Here is a 20,525-nt window from a genome sequence, read left to right as displayed (position 1 = left end):
CGATCCAATCTGCGTACAGGAGAAACTGTTTATTTGGGTAACTGCGTACACTAGACGCAGTTCTGTGGTTCGGCAAGGTTCGGCAAGAGGAGACGAGGGTGCCGTGAGTTCCGAGGACACGCTGAAACGACTGTGGACGGGCGCACGGGAAGGCCGTCGCGGACCCAAACCGGCGCTCAGTCTCGACCGCATCGTCGACGCCGCCATCGGTATCGCCGACGCCGAGGGCCTCGACGCGGTCTCGATGGCGCGGATCGGCGAGGCGCTCGGGTGCTCGTCGATGGCGTTGTATCGCCATGTGTCGGGCAAGAATCAGTTGCTGCTCCTGATGCTCGACACCGCGACCGGTGCCCTGACCATCCCGCCGCGCACCGGCAGGTGGCGAGACGACCTGGTGGCGTGGACCCGTGCGCAGATCGACGGCATCGTGGAGCGCCCCTGGTACCTCGACCTTCCCCTCACCAGTGCGATTCCCGGACCGAATCGCATGGCCTGGATCGAGGCGGCCTTCGAGATCCTCGACGAATTCGACCTGCCCGGCGACGACCGGTTCGAGATCGTCGGACTGCTTGCGCAGTACGCCTTGTCGGCCAGTCGGGTGGAGATCGAGCATCGTCGCAGCGTCGAACACCGAGACGATGATGACGACCATGACGGTGAGAATGAGAGCGGAGACGACCACGCCGGGGCGTCGTACTTCGAGCAGATACTGACGAACCTCGCCGATCCCGCCCGGTTCCCGTGCACGGTCGCGGCTCTGGGCTCCGCGCGTTCTCAACCGATCGACGAGGACTTCGGACTGCAGCTCATCCTGGACGGCATCGCCGCGCACGTCGCCCGATCCTCCTGAGGCCTTCGGGCGCCGAGCGCGAACGGATCAGGGCCGACCTGCCGGCACCGCGTGCGGCATGATGGCACCCATGTCGAGTCCGCCATCGATGTCGACTCCGCGCTCCGGCCGACTCGCTGTCGGCACCCTGGTGCTGCTGACCGTCCTGTACTTCGCGCAGGGCCTGCCCTACGGGTTCTTCAGTCAGGCCATCCCCGTCATCCTCCGCGAGGAGGGCTACTCGCTGACCCAGATCAGTGTGTACGGACTGCTGTTCGCGCCGTGGGGCCTGAAGTTCCTGTGGGCGCCCTACGTCGACGCCTACGGCACCCGGCGCAGATGGTTGCTGACGCTCCAGTTGTCCTCGGCCGTCGTCGCGCTCGTACTCGCATCCCTCGACCTGTCCGGGTCCCTGGTCTGGTTGCTCGCGGGCATCGCGGTCATCAACCTGCTGTCGGCGACCCAGGACATCGCGACAGACGGTCTCGCGGTGTCGATGCTCGAGCCGCGTCAGCGCGGCCTGGGCAACGGAATCCAGGTGGGCGCCTATCGAATCGGCATGATCGCCGGGGGAGGCGGGCTTCTCTGGCTGTTCTCGATCGCCGGTTGGCGGGCCCTGTTCGTCGTGATGTCGGTGCTCTTGTTCGCGGTCACCGCCTGGGTGTGGTTCCTCGCGCGGGATGCGCAATCGGCACCGGCCGGCGCGTCGTCGAAACCGGTGGCGCCCGGCCTCCTGCTCACCGGGTGGATCTCACGTCTGCGCCGGCCCGGCGTGCTGGCGTTCATTCTCGTCGTCGGCGCGTTCAAGTTCGGGAACTCGATGGCGTCGGCGCTCGTCGGCCCGTTCATGTCCGACATCGGGCTCACGCTGGGGCAGATCGCCCTCATCGAGGGTGCGCTGTCCTCGGCAGGAGCTCTCGGTGGAGCGGCGCTCGGCGGATGGCTCGCCTACACCTATGGCCGGCGACACGCGCTGCTCGTCGGCGGCGCCACCCAGACGCTCAGTCTCGCGCTGTACCTGGTCGCGTCATCGGGGGTCGGCGGCTTCTGGCTTGTGATGACGGCCAGTCTCGCCGAGCACATCCTGGGCGGGGCGGCCACGGTCGCGGTGTTCACGCTGATGATGGACGCGTGCCAGAAGGGTTACGAAGGCAGCGACTACACCTTGTTCGCCTGCGCTGTGGTCGGGGTGCAGGGTGCTGCCGGGTTCGCTGCGGGAGTCGTCGGCGATCTGTTCGGGTTCCCGGCGGTCTTCGCGACCGGGTTGGTTCTGTCAGGCCTCGGGTGTCTCGTGATGATCCGTGCCCTCGACCGGGGGCTCATGGCGCGGCTCGGAACTCCGATTCCGTAGCAACACAACGCCTATGGCGCGCATTCTCGCTACGGAATCCGGTCAGTGCCGGAGGGCCGCCAGGACCTCGTCGACGACCCGTTCGAGGTCGTCGCCGAGGCCGCCGGCGAGGAACTGCCGAGCCAGTTCGGCCATCGCGCCGGTGAACATCGCCGCGCGGATCCGCCCGGTCAGCGGATCGGCGTCGTGAGCGTCCGCCTCGGCGAAGGCCAGCTCGCGGAGCATGTCCTGGGTCGCGGCGCGACGTTGTGCGAGAACGGGATTGGTGACAGCGGCGGTGAACAGAATCCGGCCACGACGAGGGTCTGACGAGGCGTGGCCGAGCACCGCGCGGATGCCCGCCCTGGTGCGCGCACGCACAGAAGGGCCTGCGTCGGTCATCGCCGACTCGACCACGGAGGCGAGGTCGCCCGCGGTGGCGTCGTAGAGCGCGCCGAGCAGTTCGTCGATGTCGGCGAAGCTCTCGTAGAAGTACCGGGTGTTGAATCCGCACTGACGGCAGACCGAGCGCACCGACAGCTCGGCCTCGGTGCCCTCGCCGCCGAAGATGTCGAAGGCCGCCGCGATCAGATCTGCGCGGCGTTCGGCGCGGCGAACGGCGAGCGGGACGCCGGCCCATCGGGTCGGTACGGACATCGCTCCACCATAGTGCGGTGACGCCCCTCGACTCCAGATCTGGTCACAACCGTGTCCAGAGGTCTACTCTGGGTACGACCGTGACCACACGCCCGTTTCCCGGAAGGACCGTCGATGACCGTGTCCCTGGCTCCCGTACGACTCCCGTCCACCGAGTGGGTTCCGCTGACCCTGCCGCATGAGTTCGTGGGCTCCTGGCTCAACGGCAAGTTCGACGAGAACGTCCGGGCGAAGTTCTTCCGCGGGATGGATTTCGAGAACCCTGCAGGCGACCCCGGCTGGTTCGGGCCGGACAGCGCGACCTGGTACGTGCATTCGCACACTCCCGCACTGATCTTCGGACTGCAGTGCGCGGCGTATCTCGAGCGTCTGGACCCGAGCATCTTCTGGATGGGAGTCCAGCACTCGCGGCTGGTCCGGCGTCGGGGGGACGGCACCCCGACACTCTCCATCGACCCCGACGGGGCCATGACCCGCCTCGGCCACTCGCTCGCCTTCTTCATGGGCACCGCCTACGGCTCCACGGAGACCGCAGAGCGGCTCGCACGGACGGTGCGCTCGATGCATCACACGATCAAGGGGGTGCGGCCCGACGGTGCCGCCTACGACGCCGACGATCCGACCTGGCTCCGGTGGAACTATGCGACGGTGGTCTGGGGGATCGCGACCGCTCACGAGATCTATCACCCGCGGCCGCTGCGCGGTGCGGAACTCGACGGCTACTACGCGGAATTCGTCCGCGTCGGGCACGCACTCGGCGCCACCGATCTGCCGACGACCAAAGCGGAGACCCTCGCCTGCCTCGAGGAGTATCTACCGAAACTGGCTCTGACACACGGCAATGCGATGGCCACCGGTGGCAACGTGCAGAACCCGGCGCAGGGAGCGGTGGACTGGGCGATCCGTGACACCATGCCGCGCTGGGCGAAGCAGCTCATCATGTATCGCGCCCCGAACCCGGTCGAACGCCGTGTCCGCCGCAGCATGGTCTGGAGCATCATCAACTCCGCGCACCTGACGATGGGAGAGGCGCCGGAGTTCGCAGCCGCGCGCCGGCGCGTCGCGCAGGGAACAGATGTGCCGCACACCCTTCCGCGATACGAACTCGGATCCGACCCTGAACGGACGCGGGCCGAGATCGAGGCCGCCTTCGCCCACTAACCCACCTCGTGCGGGGGTGTCAAACCCACGCTTCTCAAACTTCAATGACGGCAACATCATTCGTCGGTGCGCATCGGCTGAGAGTCCGCTGAAAGCGGAAACACCGATTTCATCTCTCGTCACGCCGGCGTAACAAAGTCAAAATACGTTTACCCCCCATACGCGAGATCGCAAACATGTTGCGACGCGTATCTCATCGGGGGGTCGCGCGGCGTCATGCCGCGTGCTCGTCGTGGCCCCACCAGAGTCGACCTGAGACGTAGTGAGAAAGGCTTCCGATGCCGTCTGTTTCGTTGCCGTCCGCCCCGCCCCCGGGGGACACAACTCCGCCTGCGCCCTCGACCTCGCGCCGTAGGCGGTACGGCATCCTCATTCCCGCGGCGCTGTCCGCGGTCGCGCTGGTGCTGACCGCGTGCGGTAGCTCGGCCAGCGACGAGTCGGCGTCGACCGCCCAATCCTGTGTCGACACCTCCGGGGACACCATCAAGGTCGGTTCGCTGAACTCGTTGTCGGGCACGATGGCCATCTCGGAGGTCACGGTGCGTGACTCCATCAAGCTCGCCGTGGACCAGATCAACGACGACGGCGGTGTGCTGGGCAAACAGATCACCCTCGTCGGTGAGGACGGGGCGTCGGAGCCGACGATCTTCGCCGAGAAGGCCGAGAAACTGATCTCCAGCGACTGTGTCGCAGCCGTGTTCGGCGGTTGGACGTCGTCGAGCCGCAAGGCCATGCTGCCGGTCTTCGAGGACAACAATTCGTTGCTGTATTACCCGGTTCAGTACGAGGGTCTCGAATCCTCGCCCAACATCTTCTACACCGGCGCCACCACGAACCAGCAGATCGTCCCGGCCCTCGAATACCTGAAGGAAAAGGGCGTCAAATCCCTGTACCTCGTGGGCAGCGACTACGTGTTCCCGCAGACCGCGAACCGCGTGATCAAGGCATACGCCGAGGCCAACGGCATCGAGATCAAGGGCGAGGATTACACCCCGCTCGGTTCGACGGACTTCTCGACCATCGTCAACAAGGTCCGGGCCGCCGACGCCGATGCCGTGTTCAACACGCTCAACGGCGATTCCAACGTCGCGTTCTTCCGCGAGTACAAGAACGTCGGCCTCACCCCGCAGGCGATGCCGGTGGTGTCGGTGTCGATCGCCGAGGAAGAGGTCGGCGGTATCGGCGTGGACAACATCGAGGGCCAGCTGGTCGCGTGGGACTACTACCAGACCATCGACAACCCGGCGAACGCGTCGTTCGTCCGTGACTACAAGGCTGCATACGGCGCCAACAAGCCGACCTCCGATCCGATGGAGGCCGCCTACGTGTCGGTGTACCTGTGGAAGAACTCCGTCGAGAAGGCCAACTCGTTCGCCGTGGCCGACGTCCAGAAGGCCGCCGGCGGAGTCACTTTCGACGCTCCTGAAGGCCTCGTCACCATCGACGGGGGGAACAACCACATCACCAAGACCGCCCGCATCGGCGAGATCCGCGGCGACGGGCTCATCTACACGGTGTGGGATTCGGGTCAGCCGATCGAACCTGACCCCTTCCTGAAGTCCTACCCGTGGGCCGAGGGCCTGAGCAACTGACACCGTCGAAGGCCCGTCCCGCGTCCACGACGCGGGACGGGTCGCGCACGGCCCACCCCTTGGCGAACGCGGCACACGCCGCCGACGAACGGATAGTCACGTGGAAACCGTTATCGGACAGCTCTTCACCGGGCTCAGTCTCGGTTCGATTCTGCTGCTGGCAGCTCTAGGCCTGTCGTTGACCTTCGGTCAGATGGGCGTCATCAACATGGCCCATGGATCGTTCATCATGGCCGGCTCCTACACCGCCTACTCGGTGCAGGAATACCTGGTATCCAATGCCGGTGTGTCCCTGATCATCTCGCTGGTCATCGGGTTCCTCGTCGGCGGCCTGATGGGCGTTCTCCTCGAGGTGACGTTGATCAAACGGATGTACGACCGGCCGCTGGACACGCTGCTGGTGACCTTCGGTGTCGGACTGATCCTGCAACAGCTGGCCCGCGACATCTTCGGCGCTCCCGCTGTCGACGTGGTCGCGCCGTCGTGGTTGTCCGGGGGCGTCGACATCCTCGGTGCGGTGGTTCCCAAGACGCGGTTGTTCATCATGCTGCTCGCGGTGGTCGCCGTGACCGCCATCGCGGTCATCATGAAATACACGTCGATGGGCCGGCGCATCCGGGCGGTCGTCCAGCATCGCGATCTCGCCGAGACGAGCGGTATCTCCAGCCGCAGCACCGACATCACCACGTTCTTCATCGGCTCGGGCCTCGCCGGCGTGGCCGGGGTGGCGCTGACGCTCATCGGCTCGACCAGCTCCAACACCGGGATGACGTACCTGATCGATGCGTTCCTCGTGGTGGTCATCGGCGGTCTCGGCCAGATCAAGGGCGCGGTCATCGCGGCCATCACCCTCGGTGTCCTGAACTCGTTCATCGAATACAACACGACGGCGTCGGTGGCCAAGGTCGCCGTGTTCGTCATCATCGTGATCTTCCTGCAGATCCGGCCGCAGGGTCTGTTCACGGTCCAGTCGAGGAGTCTCGTGTGAAGGACTATTTCAGCGGTTCGTGGAAGGTCTGGGCAGGTTTCGCGGTTGCCGCGCTCCTGCTGTTCGGGGTCGCCCCCGCGGTCCTCTCCGACTTCCGTCTCAATCTGCTCGGCAAGTTCCTCTGCTTCGGCATCGTGGCCGTCGGTATCGGTCTGGCCTGGGGACGCGGCGGGATGCTCACGCTCGGACAGGGCGTGTACTTCGGTCTCGGCGCCTACATCATGGCGATGCACCTGAAGATCTCCGACGCCGAGCTGCGTGGCGACGACGTGCCCGATTTCATGCAGATCGCCGGAATCCGGGAGCTGCCGGGATACTGGCAGCCGTTCGCATCGCCGCTGGTGACGATCCTCGGCATCCTGGTGGTGCCGACACTGCTCGCGATCCTGCTCGGACTCGGGGTGTTCAAGCGACGGGTCAAGGGCGCGTACTTCGCCATCCTGTCGCAGGCGCTCGCCGCGGCTTTCGCCATCCTGCTCATCGGTCAGCAGACGACCGGAGGCAGCAACGGGCTCAACCGGTTCCGGAGCTTCTTCGGCCTCGCGCTCAACGACCCGGTCAACCGTCAGCTGCTGTTCTTCATCACCGCTGCCATCCTCCTCGCCGTCGTTGCCATCACGCGGCAGCTGATGTACAGCCGCTACGGCGAGCTCCTCGTCGCCGTCCGCGATCAAGAGGAGCGGGTGCGCTTCCTCGGTTACGACCCGGCCAACGTCAAGGTCGTCGCGTACGCGATCGCCGCGCTCTTCGCCAGCATCGCCGGGGCGATGTTCGTCCCCATCGTCGGGATCATCTCGCCCGCCGATGTCGGGATCGTGCCCTCGATCGCGTTCCTCATCGGGGTGGCGATCGGTGGTCGCACGACACTGCTCGGACCGGTTCTGGGTGCCATCGCGGTGGCGTGGGCGCAGACGAGCCTGTCCGAGAACTTCCCCTCCGGGTGGACCTACGCGCAGGGCATCTTGTTCATCGTCGTCGTCGGCTTCTTCCCGGCGGGACTCGCCGGTATCGGAGCGATCATGAAGTGGCGCAGGAAGAAACCCTCTGATCTGTCGCCCACCGGCGACATCGACGAGCACGCAGCCAGCAAGGTAGGGGCCTCAACATGAGCGAACACGGGTCGTCCACGATCGTCGACCACTCACCGATGGCCGGCGGCAATGCCGGCATGAGCAGCGACTACCTCCAGGTGCGCGGACTCAGCGTCGAATTCGACGGTTTCAAGGCGGTGTCGGATGTGGATCTGACTCTGCTACAGGGTGATCTGCGCTTCCTGATCGGACCGAACGGTGCCGGGAAGACCACCATCATCGACGCGATCACGGGTCTGGTGAAACCGACCGGGTCCATCCAGAAGTCCGGGGTCGAACTCGTCGGCAAGAAGGTGCACCAGATCGCGCGTCTCGGTGTGGGGCGGACCTTCCAGACCGCCAGCGTCTTCGAGGAATTGAGCGTTCTGCAGAACCTCGACATCGCGGCGGGTGCCGGGCGTTCGGTGTGGACGATGCTGCGGCGTCGTCCGGCGCAGGTGCCGGACTCGATCGCCGAGGCGCTCGAGACCATCGGTCTGCAGGATCTGCGGGACACGCCTGCCGGTGTGCTGGCCCACGGCCAGAAGCAGTGGTTGGAGATCGGGATGCTGCTGGTGCAGAACGCGTCTGTGCTCTTGCTCGACGAGCCGGTGGCGGGTATGAGCCACGAGGAGCGGGAGGAGACGGGGAACCTGTTGCGGCGCATCGGGGGAGAGCGCACGGTGGTCGTCGTCGAACACGACATGGATTTCATGCGCTCGTTCGCGACGTCGGTGACGGTGCTCGCACGCGGGCGTGTTCTGGCCGAGGGGACGGTCGCCGAGGTGCAGGCCAATCCGAAGGTGCAGGAGGTCTATCTCGGAACAGCCGCCGGCGGTGAGGAACTCGAGGAGATCGCGGGGGAGACCGACGGTGCGCTCGACGGCCCTCCGGTGCCCTCGACGCAGGAGAAGGGCTGAACATGCTGAAACTGTCCGGAATCCATGCAGGTTACGGGCGCACCGAGGTGATCCACGGAGTGGACATCGAGGTGCCCACCGACGGTGTCGTCGCAGTGATGGGACACAACGGCGCAGGCAAGACCACGCTCCTGCGCGCGGCCGTCGGTCTGGTGAAGACCACGAAGGGAACGATCACCTTCGACGGTGCCGACATCACACGTGCCCGGCCCAGTGCGCGAGTCGCCCACGGGATCGCGTATGTGCCGCAGGGCCAGCAGAGCTTCGGCCACCTCACCACCGCCGAGAACCTGCAAGTGGTCGCCGACGGCCGCAAGCGCGGCAAGGAACTCATCGCCGAGATGCTGGACATGTTCCCGGCGCTCAAGGAGCTGCTCGGCCGCCGGGCCGGACTCCTGTCGGGTGGGCAGCGTCAGCAACTCGCGATCGCGCGGGCGCTGATCACCGAGCCGCGGATGCTGATCCTCGACGAGCCCACCGAGGGCATCCAACCCTCGGTGGTCGCCGAGATCGAACAGACGATCACCACGCTCACCCAGCGCGGCGGCCTCGGCGTGCTCCTCGTCGAACAGCACATCGGCTTCGCCCTCGAGGCCGCACAGCAGTACTACGTCCTCGAGAGTGGACGGGTCACCTCGTCGGGTGAGGGTGGCGCGGCTGCCGAACACGCGGTGCGCGAAGCGATGACGATCTAGGCGCGGCGGAGCCTCAGCCCGGAGCCTTCCGGCTGAGGCTCTCCCACTTCCGATAGTCGTCCGCACGCATCTGGTCCATCTGCAGGACGTGGTCGAAGGACTGACTTCCGACGATGAGGCGCCGAGGAGGATCCGCGAGCGCCGCGAGCTCCATGATGACGGCGGCGGCCGTCGCCGGCGGAGGTGCGACGGCGTCACCCCACATCGTCTCCATCTCGGTACGGAGATCCTGGTACTCCGGCAGTGGTTCGGTGGCCGTTGTGCCGGTGGTGAACAAGGTTGTCTCGTAGCCGCCCATCTGCACGATCGTGACCTTGATGCCGAACTGGCTGACTTCCATCGCCAGCGCCTCACTGACCGAGTCCAGCGCTGCCTTGCCTGCTCCGTAGAAGCCGACCGTGGCCATTCCGCCGCCGGAACCCATCGACGTGACCTGCAGGAGCCGTGCATCGTCGCGGGTACGGAGGTGGGGGAGTATCGCCTGCGCAACCCAGACCGCGCCGAAGAAGTTCAGATCCATGTGTGCCCGGATCTGGGCCTCGGTGGCTTCCTCGACCATGCCGTAGAGCATGCCGCCGGCATTGTTGACAACGACGTCCACGTGGCCGAAGGCGGTCACCGCCTTCTCGACCCCGGTGATCACGGCGGCGCGGTCGGTGATGTCCATCGACAGAGGCACCAGGTGTCGGGGGTATCGGTCGGTCAGCGGTTCGAGCGGATCGACGTTGCGCGCGGCGGCCACGACGCGGTCACCCGCAGCGAGGACGGCTTCGGTGAAGGCTCGTCCGAGGCCGCGGGATGCGCCGGTGATGAACCAGACTCGTGGGGTTGTCATTGATCTCCACCTTCGGTAAACGGAACGTTGCGTCTCGGAACGAAGGTAGTTGCGTGTGACGCCCGATGTCAATACGCACCGTCTCGTTTCTGTACTACGCTGAGGCGGTGACAGAGAAAAGCGGGCCGGATCACTCGCGTCGGAGGGCTCGGTCCCGCCAGGCGATACTCGAGGCCACTCGCGCACTCGTCGCAGAGCAGCCCTACGAGAAGGTGACGGTCGAAGCGATCGCCGCACGTGCCGGCGTCGGCAAACAGACGATCTATCGACGATGGCCGTCGAAGAGTGCGGTTGTCTTTGCGGCCGTGCTCGCGCTGAGCGAAGGTGCCGACGCACACTCTGTGGAGTTTCCGGACACGGGCGACCTCGAGGCCGACCTGAAGTCGGTCATGCGGGCCACCGTCGAAGAGTTCGCGGACCCGACCTTCGATCGTCTGATCCGAGCGGTGAATGCCGAGATCGCCAGTGACGCAGAGCTTGCCCACGAGTATCGGGAGAAGCTCGCACAACCGCTGGACGAGGCGAAGAAGACGCGGCTGCGCAGTGCCCAGCGGGACGGTCAGCTGGATCCGGACGCCGACCTCGACATCGTCCTCGAGATGCTCTACGCCCCGCTCTTCCAGCGATGGCTGCACCGCAGCGGCCCGCTGACCGACGCCTACGCCGACCAGCTCGTGGACGCGACCCTGCGAGCATTCGGTCCGGTGCGGCAGTCCGGCTGAGCCGCTCCGGGTCAGTCGAGGTGAACGGGAATCTCGGTGGTGAGATCGTGCGGTGCCCGCAAGGGGAGCCGGTCGCCGCTCCAGAACCGACCCGGATCGAACCAGTTGGAATCTTTGGTTGCGTCGAGAATGCTCATGTCGCGGTAGGTGATCGCGACGACCTCGGCGCAGTAGGCGGCTTCGAGACCGATTCCGTCGCCGTCCGATGCGCGGGCCTTCTGTCGTAGGTCGCGGCGCTCTCGGACCTTGCGGTCGACATAGGGGATGCCACGCACGAGGTCCGTGGAGTTGGGGACCCGGCCGCGGAACCAGCGCCCGGCCAGTCGCGCCGTGGTGGGGAACGGCGTTCCGTCGAGTCTGGCGACGACGCGGAGCAGCTCGTCTTCCTGGGCCTGGGTGACCTCGGGTGTCAGTTGGCGGAACCAGCAGGCCTGTTTGTAACGAATCATCCACTGCTCGATGGCTTCTCGGGCATCGTGCAACTGGACGCCGCGGTGGTTGGAACCCGTCCAGACATCGGTCAGGCGGTCGCCGAGCTCGGCATGCCAGAGCAGCGGCGGCAGATCGTCGATGCACACGGCCATCGCGACGTGGTTGACCGGTGCGTTGGTGAGGGTGCGGATCGCCCGGTCGGGACCGGAACGGCCACGGAAGAGCCAGATGTCACCGGTACGCGTGGCGTCGAGCGCCGCCGACAACGGGATCCCGGTTTCGGCGTGGTCTCCGCGGATGAGGTTCCTGCTGGTGGGCACGGACAAAGGCTAGTGCGTCCCGGGCGACATATCCTGCCCGCATGAGGAATGTGTGGAAGTGGCTGGGTCTTGCCGGTGCCGTGGGCGTGGCCACGGGTGGGGTGATGGTCGCCCGCGATCAGCGGCAGCGAAAGTCCTACTCGGCCGACGACGTGCGAGCGCGGCTGCACGAACGACACCAGCAATCGCAGGTCGGGAGTGGCGGTGCCGACGATTCCTGAGGACACTGGTGACGAGGTCGCCCGCCAGGGTTCGGCCAGAGAGGTGTCACCATGACCGACAACAACGGATTCGGCGGAGGGCCGTTCAACTTCGGGCCCGAGGACTTCGACCGCTTCGCACGCGAGGCCGGGGACGGACTACGGGACGTCTTCGGCAAACTCTTCGAAGGGCAGGCCGGACCGGCGGCCTTCTCGATGTTCTTCGACGAGGCGTCGCGCGGACGGACTCGCACCAAGCCCCGCGAAGAGACCACCGGTGAGGCCGGGTCGGGCGTCTGGGCGGTCTTCGTCGTCGATGACGACGGCGGTGCACGGGTCGAACAGGTCTATGCCACCGAACTCGACGCGCTGCGCGCGAACAAGAACAACACCGATCCGCGTCGCAATGTGCGCTTCCTGCCCTATGGCATCGCGGTGAGCGCACTGGACACCGCTATCACCGAGGCCGGGCCGGACGATTCGGCGTCGTAGCGACGGCTGATGACGCACAAGGCCGGCGGATCCCTCAGGACCCGCCGGCCTTGTTCTGTCTCAGTCCGTCACGGCACGCGGGGTGCCGTCATCGGGTCAGAGGTTCGCGCCGCAGACCGGCCACGCGCCGGGGCCCTGCGAGGCGAGGACGTTCTCGGCGACCCGGATCTGCTCCTCGCGAGAGGCGTCCGCCGGGTTGCCGGTGCCGCCGTTGGCCTGCCAGGTGCTCATCGAGAACTGGAGGCCGCCGTAGTAACCGTTGCCGGTGTTGATGGCCCAGTTGCCGCCGCTCTCGCACTGTGCGACGGCGTCCCAGTTACCGCTGTCCGCGCTCGCGGTCGACGCCAGCATCCCGAACGGGGCGGCGGTCAGTGCGCCGACAACTGCGGCGCGGGCGACGAGCTTGGTCATGTGGGTCTTGGTCATTCGCATGGTCTTCGTTCCTCCTCACCACCCCGGGGTTGGCAGGGCGGTTGATCTCGGACCGTGGGCGACCATACGGGCTCGGTAACGGCTAGGTCACGTCGAGGTCGTGACCTGCGGGCATCGGATAACGCTCGGATAACGGTGTTAGCTTGCGCCGAATGCCCAGCGCATCCCCGGGTTTCGCCACCTCCGGCGCGGCGGCGGTGTTCGGACCGTTCGATGAGGAAGGTCACAACACGAATGTGGGGCCCGTCACTTGTGCGGGCCCCACGCGGTGGGTATCAGCGCGGCCGTACGGCGATCCGACCGCCGCGCAACGGGGCGTACGCCACGCCGCGGGAGAACCAGCGCTCGGCAGGGGCTGTCGTCGTCAGGAGTTGGTGGTCGAGGAGCAGCGTCCGCAGGACCACGTCCATCTCCATGGTCGCGAAGGCGGCGCCGATACAGCGGCGCGTGCCGCCACCGAACGGCAGCCAGGCGGGTGAAGGTGCGGTCCCGAGGAACCTGGTGGGGTCGAAGCGTTCCGGGTGCTCGAATTCGCGGCTGTCGTCGTGGAGAAGGGCTATCGACACCAGGACGTTGTGACCACGGGGAATGCGCCAGTCGCCCAGTTCGAGTTGATCGGCGACCACATGCCGTCCGGCGAAGTCGATGACCGGGCGGCTCCGCTGGGTCTCCAGGATCGTCGCGTGGCGGTACTCGTGTCCGCCTTCGTCGACCTCGGCGACCAGGTGGGCGAGCACGTCGGGATGCCGGCGCAACCGCTCGAATGCCCATGCGAGGGTGGTGGCGGTGGTCTCGTGACCGGCCGCGAGCATTGCGAGCAACTCGTCGGCGATCTCGTCGTCGGTCATCGAACTGCCGTCGTCGTATCGGCTGCGCAGCATGAGCGCGAGGATGTCGTCGCGCTCATCGAACCGGGAGTCGTTGCGCGCCTTGGTGATCACGCGGTCGATGCAGGACCGGTACTCGGTGTGCATCCGCGCGAACCGGTGATTGGGGTCGATCGGACGCAAGAAGCGCGGAAGGGCCGGGGTGGTCGCGGCGCGCGAACCGACGGTGACCATCGGCGGGATCATCCGGCGGAGCCGATCGAGGTCGTCGCCCTCGGCGCCGAACACCGCGCGCAGAATGACGTTGAGGGTGATCCGCATCATCGGTTCGAGCGAGGCGAATTCGACGCCGGGTCGCCAGGTGGCGGTCTCGGCACGGACCTCGTCGACGACGATCTGTTCGTAGGCCTTCATCCGCTTGCCGTGCAGGGGCGGGGTCAACAACTTGCGGCGTGCGCGGTGCCGGTTGCCCTCGAGGGCGAACATCGACCGGGCGCCGAGTATCCGGCCCAGGTTCGGTTGGATGTTGCTCACCTGGTCGCCTGCGGTGAACAGTCGACGGGCGAGGGTGGCATCGGAGATCACGACCGCCGGGCCGAAGACGGGTAGTCGCACGGTGAACGCGGGGCCGAGGCGTCGATGCAGGCGGGCGAAGAAGTGCCGCCGGGACACGACGGCGGCAACGCCCTGGAGCGCGGACGGCATCCTGGTCGCGGGCGGCAGATCGGCGCTGGTGCTCAGGGTGGGCGCGCTCATGGCATCGACACTCCGGATCGCTGGTACGTGGACGTACCAGCGACGGTACGCTCACGTACCACTGGGGACAAGGCCCTATGCTCGAACGTGTGAATGCTGGACTGGGCCCGCCCGCTCCTCTCCCGGCGCCGTGGCTGATCTCAACGGCGAGTGCTCGCGATCGGCTGCTCGCGGCGATGCTCGAGTGCATTGCCGAGGCGGGCTACCGCGACACCACCGTCGCCGACATCGTGCGGGTCGCGCGGACCTCGAGGCGATCGTTCTACCAGGAGTTCGCCGACAAGCAGACATGTTTCTTCGCACTGCTGACCGTCACCAACGAATTCCTCATCGCCGAGATCGCACGGCGCGTCGATCCGGAAGCATCCATCGAAGAGCAAGTGCGGCAAGCGGTCTCGTCGTACGTCACTGCGAGCGAGCGGTATCCGGGTCTCACCTTGAGCTGGATTCGCGAGCTGCCCGCACTCGGCAGCGCGGCCCAGACGGTCATAGACGAGGCGTTGGAAGCGTGGATCGCACTCTTCGTCGGCCTCACCTCGACCCCGACGATGGCCGCAGCGGGGGTGACCCCGATGGACCGCCAGCGTGCGATCTTCCTGTGGGGTGGTTTCCGGGAGCTGACCGCCGGTGCTGTCGAATCCGGCGCCCCGCTGTCGTCGATAGTCGAACCGGCCACCGCGGCGTCACTCGCGCTGGTGGCGCCGCGCTGAGTCCGCGGTTCAGTGCCAGGAACCGCGCTGGTACTGCGGGGGATAGGGCGCCTCACGTCGGTCGATGCCGAGTTCGTGTGCGGCGCGCAGCGGCCACGACGGCTCCCGCAGTGCGACGCGACCGAAGAACACTGCCGTGATGTCGTCGTCGCCCGCGACCTTCTCGGCCTGATCGGGCTCGGTGATGAGTCCCACTGCCGCGGTCGGTACGCCCGAATCGCGGTGGATCGATCGCGCGAGGTCGACTTGGTAGCCGGGCCCGACCGGAATGTCGGCGAGCACGTTGCCGCCTGAGGACACATCGATCAGGTCGACACCTCGCTCGGCCAGCAGCGTCGCGAGCCGAGCCGACTCGTCAACATCCCAGCCACCGTCGGTCCACTCCGTGCCCGAGACGCGCACGAACAGCGGCTTCGACGCTGGCCACACCTCGCGGACTGCGTCGACGACCTCGACGGTGAACCGGGTGCGCCCCTCGAAATCTCCGCCGTAGGCGTCGGTGCGGTGATTCGAGAAAGGCGACAGGAACTGGTGGAGCAGGTAACCGTGCGCCGCGTGGACCTCGACCACGTCGAACCCCGCGTCATCGGCGCGGCGGGCGGCCTGTGCGAACGCGTCGACGACCTCGGCGATCTGGTCGGTCGTCATCGCGGTGGGGGCGGGCAGTCCCTCGAAGGCGACATCGGACGGGCCGACCGTCGTCCATCCGCCGTCAGCGTCTGCGATCGCGCCCGAGCGGTCGTCGAACGGCGCGTAGGTGGAGGCCTTGCGGCCGGCGTGCGCGAGCTGGGTGCCGATGACAGAACCCTGGCCGTGTACGAAGTCGACGATGCGCCGCCACGCGTCGGCCTGCGAGTCGTTCCAGAGGCCGGCGTCCTGCGGACTGATGCGGCCCTCAGGGACGACGGCCGCGGCCTCGGTGAGGATGAGCCCGAACCCGCCCGCCGCGCGTCCGCCCAGGTGGGTCAGGTGCCAGTCGGTGGGCACGCCGTCCCCGGCGAAACAGCTGTACTGGCACATCGGCGCCAGCCAGATGCGGTTGGGGATCTCGGCGCCGCGGAGGGTGATCGGTTCGAACAGCGAGGTATTCGTCACGAGAAGACTCAACGATCGGTCGTGCGGCGTATTCCCGGTGCGCTGTCATATCGTCGAGGCGTGACCGAATCCTCGTCAACACCGCAGCGATGGACCTTCGTGCTCGCCGCGGTCGTGTTCGCTGCGGTGTGGGTGGCGGGCGCCGTCGCAGGCCCGACCGAGATCGCCGGTCACATCGACGCCTCTGGCGAGGTCACCCGGTGGGATTCGAAGTGGGTCGTGCTGGGAGGTCTCGGCGTCGTCGGGGTCGCGTTCGCGGTGTTGTTCGGCTCGTCGGGATGGTTGCTGGCGCGGCTGCCCGCGGGTGCGATCAACCTGCCCGGGCGGCGCCGCAAGGAGTACTGGATGCGTCCGGCGAACCGCGACGAGTTCAACCGGAGGATGAGCGCCGACCTCCAGGTACTCGGGGCGGCAACCATGGTGCTGCTGGCCTGGTTACTTGCGGCCACCACGGTTTTCTCCGCGTCGGGTGAGACCTCGGCGGGCGGGTGGAGTTTCGTGGTTCCGGTCGTGCTTTACCTCGTGGCGCTGCTCGGCTACACCGCGTACGTCGCGGTGGGCGGACGTTACCGCGTCCCTGGGGGAGACGATTCCCGAGAGAAAGTGAGGTTTCGGCGATGAGCGATTCGGTGGCGGTCGGGGAAGCGGTGTCGGTCGAGGTCGACGGATCGGTGGGCGTGATCACGCTGGGCGACGAGCGACGGCGGAATCCGTTGTCCACCAACACGATGCGTGCCATCACGACCGCTCTGCGCGACTTCGACGACGACCCGCGCGTACGGGTGATCGTGATCCGCGCGCTCGGGCCGGCGTTCTCCGCCGGGCATGATCTCGGTGAACTCGTCGACCGGACCCTCGACGACGAGCGGGCGGTGTTCGCGACCTGCACCGAACTGATTCGGACCGTCCACGAGGTCCGGCAACCGGTCATCGCGGAAGTCGCGGGAATGGCGTTCGCCGCGGGCTGTCAGCTCGTCGCGACATGTGATCTCGCTGTCGCCGGACGCAGTGCCCGGTTCAGCACGCCCGGTGTGCGGATCGGGCTGTTCTGTTCCACCCCGATGGTCGCGTTGTCCCGCGCCGTCGGCCGCAAGCGGGCGATGCACATGTTGTTGACCGGGGAGGTCGTCGACGCCGAGACCGCTCTCGACTGGGGGTTGCTGAGCGGGGTGGCCGACGACGCGGACCTGGCCGGAACGGTCCGGGAACTCGCCCTGCGGATCGCCGGGTCGAGCGCGCGGACGGTGTCGATCGGCAAACAGGCCTTCTATCGTCAGATCGAACTGGCCGAGGCGGCTGCGTACGACGAGATGGGCGAGACGATGGCGACCAACGCGATGACTTGTGACGCGCAGGAGGGCATCTCGGCTTTCCTCGAGAAGCGCGAGCCGGTCTGGACCGACAGCTAGTTGTAAGAGGCTAGGACGTTGTTGACGCGTGACGGCGTCGCCGAGGCCGGTGGTTGTCCGCCGTGCACGCCGTGTGGTCGGTGGTAGTTGTGGTGACGGTTCCAGACCTCGAGTGCTGCGGCCCGTTGCTGTTCTGTTCCAGGTGCGGGCGTAGAGGAATTCTTCGGCGGGGATGCGGTTGTAGCGCTCGATCTTCCCGTTGTGACGTGGCGTGTAGGGCGTGATGCGCTGGTGCCGGCCCTCGCCTATCGAGGCGGCGAACGCGGCCGCCCGAGTCCGACAACGGTTGACGAGCCGACGACGACCTTCGACTGTCAAGGGCGAGTTCGCATGCGTCACTTGGTCACTTCGCTCTCCGTGGGAGCGATCCGCCTGAGAAGAGGTACGGCCAAGAGCAATGCCGCTGCCGTTGCGATGACGGCCACCCAAACAGGCCCGAGCGCGCCGGGCATCACGCCGAGCGCGGCAGCGCCGAGGAGGGGACCAACCACTGCACCCACGTTGAGTGCCGCGGTCGCGTACGACCCAGCCATCGTCGGCGCAGCCGATGCCGCGTAGAGCACTCGCGTGATCAGCGTGCTCCCGACAGCAAACCCCAAGACGCCCTGGACGAAGACGAGCCCGAGCAGGGCAACGGGAGTCGTCGCGAAGAGCGCCAACGCGATCCACCCCAGCACAAGAATGCTGCCACCGGCCACGATGACGAGTCGGGGTCGGGCATCCGAGAGCCGTCCCGCAACAGTGACACCGATGAAGGAACCGACTCCGAAGAGCACGAGCGCCACCGATACCCACCACTCACTCAGGCCAGAGGTGTCCGTCACGATCGGCGCAAGGAACGTCAGGGTCGCGAAAGTTCCTGCATTCACCAGGGCAGCGAGCAGCATCGTCAGAACGAGGCGCGGGGACAAGAGCTGCGCCAGCTCCGAGCGCAGAGACGGCGAGGACGCTCCCTCAGTTGTCGAGTCGTCAGCTCGGGTGGTGAAGCCTGCTGCGATGCCGATCGCGGCGGGGATGCAGAGCAGAGCGATCGCCCAGAAGGTCGACTGCCAGCCGAGTGCGGCCCCGAGCAGTGCACCGGCTGGGACACCAGCAACGGTGGCGACGGTGGTACCCGCGAGCAGAACCGCCACGGCCCGGCCCTTAGCGTCGGCCGCAACGAGTTTCGCCGCCGCGCCCAGCGCGACCGCCAAACTGCCCGCGTTCACGATCGCCGCGATCACGCGCGTGATGAACAGGACCGTGAAGTCGGGTGTGAGTGCTCCTACGACATGGGACAGGGCGAATACGAGCACGCACCCCAGGAGGGTTGCTTTCACAGGGAGACGACGAGTGAACGCGGCCACGGCAGGCGCACCGATCACCATGCCTGCGGCGAACGCCGATGTCAGGAGACCAGCAGTCCCCACGGAAACACCGAAGTACGTGGAGATGTCGGGCACGAGGCCAGCAAGCATGAATTCAGAAGTGCCCATGGTGAAAACCACCAGGGCAAGGAGATAGAGAGCAAAAGGCATCGAGATAGCTCCGAAGTGAGAGTACGAACAAGAGAACGTCTCGTCACCACGGTCAGCGCCCGAATGGCACCCGTAGGTCGTGCTGCGCGTAGCGCGGTCAGCAGCGGGGTTACGGACTCAGCGGAGGTGAGGGGCTGACGGCGTGACCGAAAGCCCCTGAGTGTCCGATTCAGGGCTCGACATGCCGCTCACCTTACCCGTATCCGCCGCCACCAGTCCGACGTGTAAACAACCTCATGGCCAGCAACAGCCAGTCGCCTGCGGCGGAGAACTGCGCCGACGACGAATCGCCACCCCGGAACCCCGGCGCCGGTGGGAGACGGCGCTAAGAACGGAGGTGGCGATTCGTCGGCGTTGCGTGGTGGTCAGGCGTCGATCTGCGTGGTGGCCGCGGCGAAACGCGCCAGATGTGCGTCCGCGGTGCCGAACTCGTACTCGATGGCGGTGAGCCGCTTGAAGTAGTGGCCGATGGCCAGCTCTTCGGTCATGCCCATGCCGCCGTGCAGCTGCACCGCGTTCTGCCCGATGAAGCGGGCGGCGCGGCTGATCGTCGCCTTGGCGGCCGACACCGCGGCAGCCCGCTCGGCAGGCTCCCCGTCGAGGGACAGGATCGCGAAATACTGTGCGGCCACGGACTGTTCGAGCTGCAGGTGCATGTCGACCATCCGGTGTTGCAGGACCTGGAAGCTGCCGATCGGCACGCCGAACTGCTCGCGTTGCTTGGAGTACTCCACGGTGTCGGTGAAGACCTTGCGCATCAATCCGACCGCCTCCGACACGACCGCGGCGATCGCGGTGTCCCAGGCCTTCTCGAGGATCTCGATCGCGCCGTCGTCGGCGATCAGGGCGTCTGCGGGCAGGCGCACGTCGGTGAACGTGATGTCGGCGGCCTGTCGGTCGTCGATGGTCCTTAGCCTGTGCAGCTCGAGGCCCTCCGGCGCGCCGCCGGCGAGGTCGATGAGGAACAGCGAGAGGCCTGCCGGATCATGCGGCTCGCCGGCCGTGCGCGCCGTGACGATCAGGTAGTCGGCGATGGGGGCGGTGGTCACGACTGCTTTGCTGCCGTTCAGGACCCATTCGTCGCCGTTGCGGTCGGCGCTCGTCTCGATGCGCGAGAGGACACCGCCGGAACCGTCCTCCAGTGCCGCAAGTGCGCTGAGCGCCTCACCCTCGGCGATACGACCGGCGGCGGCGAGCGCGGCGGGGTTCCCGGTGGCGTGCAACAGGCCGGCGCCCAGGACCACCGAGTCGACGAACGGTTCGACGACGAGGGCGTGGCCGAGGGCCTCGGTGACCACCATCAATTCCTCTGCGCCGCCACCGAATCCGCCGATCTCCTCGGGCAGGCTCGCGCCGACGACGCCCAGGTCCTCGACGAACGCCTTCCAGATCTTCGGCTGCCAACCCTCGCCGACCTTGGCCGCGTCGCGGCTCACCTGCAGGTCGTAGCGTGCGTCGAGGAACTTGTTGAGGCCGTCGGACAGCAATTGCTGTTCGGGTGTGAGTGTGAAGTCCATCAGTTCTCTCCTGTGACCG

The 20,525-nt window shown here is 66.7% G+C and carries 22 protein-coding genes and 1 pseudogene; 14 read left to right on the top strand and 9 right to left on the bottom strand.

Features of this window, described 5'->3' with window-relative positions; translation table 11 throughout:
* Window positions 1-103: 103 nt before the first annotated feature.
* The gene (locus ACSUZC_RS16210) at window positions 104-850 is read left to right on the top strand and encodes a TetR/AcrR family transcriptional regulator (RefSeq protein WP_439029529.1); all 747 of its coding nucleotides are present in this window, start codon (window positions 104-106) and stop codon (window positions 848-850) included.
* An 88-nt stretch (window positions 851-938) separates the two neighbouring features.
* Complete coding sequence (locus ACSUZC_RS16205; protein WP_439033153.1) at window positions 939-2,180, top strand: MFS transporter; 1,242 nt, start codon at window positions 939-941, stop codon at window positions 2,178-2,180.
* A 42-nt stretch (window positions 2,181-2,222) separates the two neighbouring features.
* Here ACSUZC_RS16205 and ACSUZC_RS16200 read toward each other — a convergent pair whose 3' ends face one another.
* Window positions 2,223-2,816, bottom strand: coding sequence for a TetR/AcrR family transcriptional regulator (locus ACSUZC_RS16200; RefSeq protein WP_439029528.1), 594 nt, complete (start codon window positions 2,814-2,816; stop codon window positions 2,223-2,225).
* Window positions 2,817-2,930: 114 nt separating this feature from the next.
* On the opposite strand from ACSUZC_RS16200, the gene ACSUZC_RS16195 reads away from it, so the two are divergent.
* The 6 genes from ACSUZC_RS16195 to urtE all read left to right on the top strand — a co-directional run bounded on the left by ACSUZC_RS16195 (window position 2,931) and on the right by urtE (window position 9,242).
* Complete coding sequence (locus ACSUZC_RS16195) at window positions 2,931-3,977, top strand: oxygenase MpaB family protein (protein ID WP_439029527.1); 1,047 nt, start codon at window positions 2,931-2,933, stop codon at window positions 3,975-3,977.
* Between the two features lie 278 nt (window positions 3,978-4,255).
* Entirely contained in the window at window positions 4,256-5,569 is a 1,314-nt protein-coding gene (gene urtA, locus ACSUZC_RS16190) for an urea ABC transporter substrate-binding protein (protein ID WP_439029526.1), read from the top strand.
* A gap of 100 nt (window positions 5,570-5,669) precedes the next feature.
* A complete protein-coding gene (gene urtB / locus ACSUZC_RS16185) occupies window positions 5,670-6,557 on the top strand; it encodes an urea ABC transporter permease subunit UrtB (protein ID WP_439029525.1) in 888 nt (295 codons plus the stop codon).
* Window positions 6,554-7,666 (top strand): urea ABC transporter permease subunit UrtC, encoded by a 1,113-nt coding sequence (gene urtC, locus ACSUZC_RS16180; RefSeq protein ID WP_439029524.1) that lies wholly within the window; start codon window positions 6,554-6,556, stop codon window positions 7,664-7,666. The genes urtB and urtC overlap by 4 nt, the downstream gene beginning before the upstream one ends.
* The gene (gene urtD, locus ACSUZC_RS16175; protein ID WP_439029523.1) at window positions 7,663-8,547 is read left to right on the top strand and encodes an urea ABC transporter ATP-binding protein UrtD; all 885 of its coding nucleotides are present in this window, start codon (window positions 7,663-7,665) and stop codon (window positions 8,545-8,547) included. Before urtC ends, urtD begins: the two co-directional genes overlap by 4 nt.
* 2 nt (window positions 8,548-8,549) lie before the next feature.
* On the top strand, window positions 8,550-9,242 hold the full coding sequence (gene urtE / locus ACSUZC_RS16170) for an urea ABC transporter ATP-binding subunit UrtE (protein ID WP_439029522.1): 693 nt from the start codon (window positions 8,550-8,552) through the stop codon (window positions 9,240-9,242).
* A gap of 13 nt (window positions 9,243-9,255) precedes the next feature.
* Here urtE and ACSUZC_RS16165 read toward each other — a convergent pair whose 3' ends face one another.
* Window positions 9,256-10,077 carry an SDR family NAD(P)-dependent oxidoreductase gene (locus ACSUZC_RS16165; protein ID WP_439029521.1) on the bottom strand — a complete coding sequence of 274 codons (822 nt, stop codon included), beginning with the start codon at window positions 10,075-10,077 and terminating at the stop codon, window positions 9,256-9,258.
* Between the two features lie 107 nt (window positions 10,078-10,184).
* Here ACSUZC_RS16165 and ACSUZC_RS16160 point away from each other — a divergent pair, with 107 nt between their 5' ends.
* Window positions 10,185-10,799 (top strand): TetR/AcrR family transcriptional regulator, encoded by a 615-nt coding sequence (locus tag ACSUZC_RS16160; RefSeq protein WP_439029520.1) that lies wholly within the window; start codon window positions 10,185-10,187, stop codon window positions 10,797-10,799.
* An 11-nt stretch (window positions 10,800-10,810) separates the two neighbouring features.
* Here ACSUZC_RS16160 and ACSUZC_RS16155 read toward each other — a convergent pair whose 3' ends face one another.
* Window positions 10,811-11,551: a guanylate cyclase gene (locus tag ACSUZC_RS16155; protein ID WP_439029519.1), complete on the bottom strand. Its 741-nt coding sequence runs from the start codon at window positions 11,549-11,551 to the stop codon at window positions 10,811-10,813.
* A gap of 41 nt (window positions 11,552-11,592) precedes the next feature.
* Between ACSUZC_RS16155 and ACSUZC_RS16150 the strand changes: the two genes are divergently transcribed.
* Window positions 11,593-11,772 carry a hypothetical protein gene (locus tag ACSUZC_RS16150; RefSeq protein WP_439029518.1) on the top strand — a complete coding sequence of 60 codons (180 nt, stop codon included), beginning with the start codon at window positions 11,593-11,595 and terminating at the stop codon, window positions 11,770-11,772.
* Window positions 11,773-11,823: 51 nt separating this feature from the next.
* Entirely contained in the window at window positions 11,824-12,243 is a 420-nt protein-coding gene (locus tag ACSUZC_RS16145) for a hypothetical protein (protein ID WP_439029517.1), read from the top strand.
* Window positions 12,244-12,339: 96 nt separating this feature from the next.
* Here the strand turns inward: ACSUZC_RS16145 and ACSUZC_RS16140 are convergent, their stop codons facing one another.
* Together ACSUZC_RS16140 and ACSUZC_RS16135 are read right to left on the bottom strand one after the other, a co-directional pair.
* Window positions 12,340-12,675: a transglycosylase family protein gene (locus ACSUZC_RS16140; protein WP_439029516.1), complete on the bottom strand. Its 336-nt coding sequence runs from the start codon at window positions 12,673-12,675 to the stop codon at window positions 12,340-12,342.
* A gap of 275 nt (window positions 12,676-12,950) precedes the next feature.
* Window positions 12,951-14,258 carry a cytochrome P450 gene (locus ACSUZC_RS16135; protein WP_439029515.1) on the bottom strand — a complete coding sequence of 436 codons (1,308 nt, stop codon included), beginning with the start codon at window positions 14,256-14,258 and terminating at the stop codon, window positions 12,951-12,953.
* Between the two features lie 77 nt (window positions 14,259-14,335).
* On the opposite strand from ACSUZC_RS16135, the gene ACSUZC_RS16130 reads away from it, so the two are divergent.
* On the top strand, window positions 14,336-14,968 hold the full coding sequence (locus tag ACSUZC_RS16130; protein ID WP_439029514.1) for a TetR/AcrR family transcriptional regulator: 633 nt from the start codon (window positions 14,336-14,338) through the stop codon (window positions 14,966-14,968).
* A gap of 9 nt (window positions 14,969-14,977) precedes the next feature.
* Here the strand turns inward: ACSUZC_RS16130 and ACSUZC_RS16125 are convergent, their stop codons facing one another.
* On the bottom strand, window positions 14,978-16,063 hold the full coding sequence (locus tag ACSUZC_RS16125) for an NADH:flavin oxidoreductase/NADH oxidase (protein WP_439029513.1): 1,086 nt from the start codon (window positions 16,061-16,063) through the stop codon (window positions 14,978-14,980).
* A gap of 60 nt (window positions 16,064-16,123) precedes the next feature.
* Here ACSUZC_RS16125 and ACSUZC_RS16120 point away from each other — a divergent pair, with 60 nt between their 5' ends.
* Window positions 16,124-16,684: a hypothetical protein gene (locus ACSUZC_RS16120; protein ID WP_439029512.1), complete on the top strand. Its 561-nt coding sequence runs from the start codon at window positions 16,124-16,126 to the stop codon at window positions 16,682-16,684.
* The gene (locus tag ACSUZC_RS16115; protein ID WP_439029511.1) at window positions 16,681-17,472 is read left to right on the top strand and encodes an enoyl-CoA hydratase; all 792 of its coding nucleotides are present in this window, start codon (window positions 16,681-16,683) and stop codon (window positions 17,470-17,472) included. The genes ACSUZC_RS16120 and ACSUZC_RS16115 overlap by 4 nt, the downstream gene beginning before the upstream one ends.
* Here ACSUZC_RS16115 and ACSUZC_RS16110 read toward each other — a convergent pair.
* The 3 genes and pseudogenes from ACSUZC_RS16110 to ACSUZC_RS16100 all read right to left on the bottom strand — a co-directional run.
* A pseudogene (locus ACSUZC_RS16110) lies at window positions 17,469-17,745 on the bottom strand (integrase core domain-containing protein); the annotation flags it as partial. The gene ACSUZC_RS16115 and the pseudogene ACSUZC_RS16110 sit on opposite strands and share 4 nt — an antisense overlap.
* 62 nt (window positions 17,746-17,807) lie before the next feature.
* A complete protein-coding gene (locus ACSUZC_RS16105) occupies window positions 17,808-18,989 on the bottom strand; it encodes a Cmx/CmrA family chloramphenicol efflux MFS transporter (RefSeq protein ID WP_439029510.1) in 1,182 nt (393 codons plus the stop codon).
* Window positions 18,990-19,354: 365 nt separating this feature from the next.
* Window positions 19,355-20,506 carry an acyl-CoA dehydrogenase family protein gene (locus ACSUZC_RS16100; RefSeq protein ID WP_439029509.1) on the bottom strand — a complete coding sequence of 384 codons (1,152 nt, stop codon included), beginning with the start codon at window positions 20,504-20,506 and terminating at the stop codon, window positions 19,355-19,357.
* Between the last annotated feature and the right edge of the window lie 19 nt (window positions 20,507-20,525).

This window comes from Gordonia terrae (genome assembly GCF_051789125.1).
GTDB lineage: Bacteria > Actinomycetota > Actinomycetes > Mycobacteriales > Mycobacteriaceae > Gordonia > Gordonia terrae_A.
The sequence above is the reverse complement of the archived record's forward strand: the minus strand, read 5'-3'. Positions and strand labels throughout refer to the sequence as shown.